Annotated in this window: 1 protein-coding gene; it reads left to right on the top strand. The window is 63.9% G+C overall.

Annotation, left to right across the window (positions count from 1 at the left end):
• Positions 1 to 75: 75 nt before the first annotated feature.
• Positions 76 to 1,371, top strand: a complete 1,296-nt coding sequence (locus tag GVV04_RS31930) for an IS256 family transposase (protein ID WP_235967394.1) — start codon at positions 76 to 78, stop codon at positions 1,369 to 1,371.
• Positions 1,372 to 1,417: the final 46 nt, after the last annotated feature.

Below are 1,417 nucleotides of genomic sequence, written 5' to 3' on the forward strand. Positions count from 1 at the left end.
GGAGGGTGTCAGATCTGCTGTGTAAGGGCGTGACCTCTGTTCCGAGTCGTTGAGCGATTCGAAGGAGGACACGCTATGAGCGATGTGCAGGACGCTGTTGAGGTGGGGCGGCGGCGTGGGGATGCCGATGAGCCGCGGTTGGTGGATCAGCAGCAGGCGGAGGCGCTGGTTGCGCAGGCCCGTGAGCGGGGTGTGGAGTTGCTCGGTGATGGTGGTCTGTTGCGGCAGATGAGCAAGGCGGTGCTGGAGCGGGCGTTGGCGGAGGAGCTGACCGACCATCTCGGCTATGAGGTGGGTGATCCGACGGGGCAGGGGTCGGGTAACAGCCGCAACGGGTACTCGTCGAAGACGGTCCTGACTGAGGCGGGTGCCATCGAGATCGATGTTCCGCGGGACCGTAACGGCACTCACGAGCCGAAGATCGTGCGTAAGGGACAGCGGCGTCTGGACGGCATCGGCAAGATCGTCATCGGGTTGTATGCGCGGGGCATGACCGTGCGCGACATCCAGGCCCACCTCGCCGAGATCTACGACATCGGTGTTTCTCCGGATCTGATCTCCAAGATCACCGACGAGGTCCTCGATGAGGTCAAGGAGTGGCAGACCCGGCCGCTGGATGCGGTGTGGCCGGTGGTGTTCCTCGACGCCATCGTCTGCAAGGTCCGTGACGGGGGCATGGTCAGGAACAAGGCCGCGCACCTGGCTGTCGGGGTCGACGTTGACGGCAAGAAGGAGGTCCTGGGCATCTGGGTCGAGCAGACCGAAGGCGCGAAGTTCTGGCTGCGGGTGATGAACGACCTGCGTGCCCGCGGCCTGCACGACGTGCTCATCGTCGTTTGCGACGGCCTGGTCGGTCTGCCCGCCGCTATCGAGGCCGTCTGGCCGGACGCGCTTGTGCAGACCTGCATCGTGCACCTGACCCGAGCGTCGCTGCGGTGGGTCAACTACGCCGACCGCAAGAAGGTCGCCGCGCAGCTGCGCCTAATCTACGGCGCACCGACCGAACAAGCCGCCCGCGACGCCCTTGACGCCTGGACCGACTCCGAGATCGGCCGGCAGTATCCGGCGATCCGCCGGCAGTGGGACGCCGCCTGGGAACAGGTGATCCCTTTCTTCGCTTTCCCACCGGAGGTTCGCAAGGTCATCTACACCACGAACATGATCGAGTCGATCAACTACCAGCTCAGAAAGATCACCAAGACCCGCGGTCACTTCCCGACCGACGAAGCCCTGATTAAGTTGCTCTACCTGGGCTGCCGCCAAATCGGACGCACCGCCCGCGCCAGCCGCGGAGGCAGATCAACCTACAACTGGAAGATCGCCATGAACCAGTTCGACATCATGTTCCCCGGACGCCTGGACAAGGCATAACATCACCAACCAGGTCAGGCCCTTACACAAACGAACTGACAGGCCC

Source organism: Micromonospora rubida (assembly GCF_009908295.1).
GTDB classification, from domain to species: Bacteria; Actinomycetota; Actinomycetes; order Mycobacteriales; family Micromonosporaceae; genus Micromonospora; species Micromonospora rubida.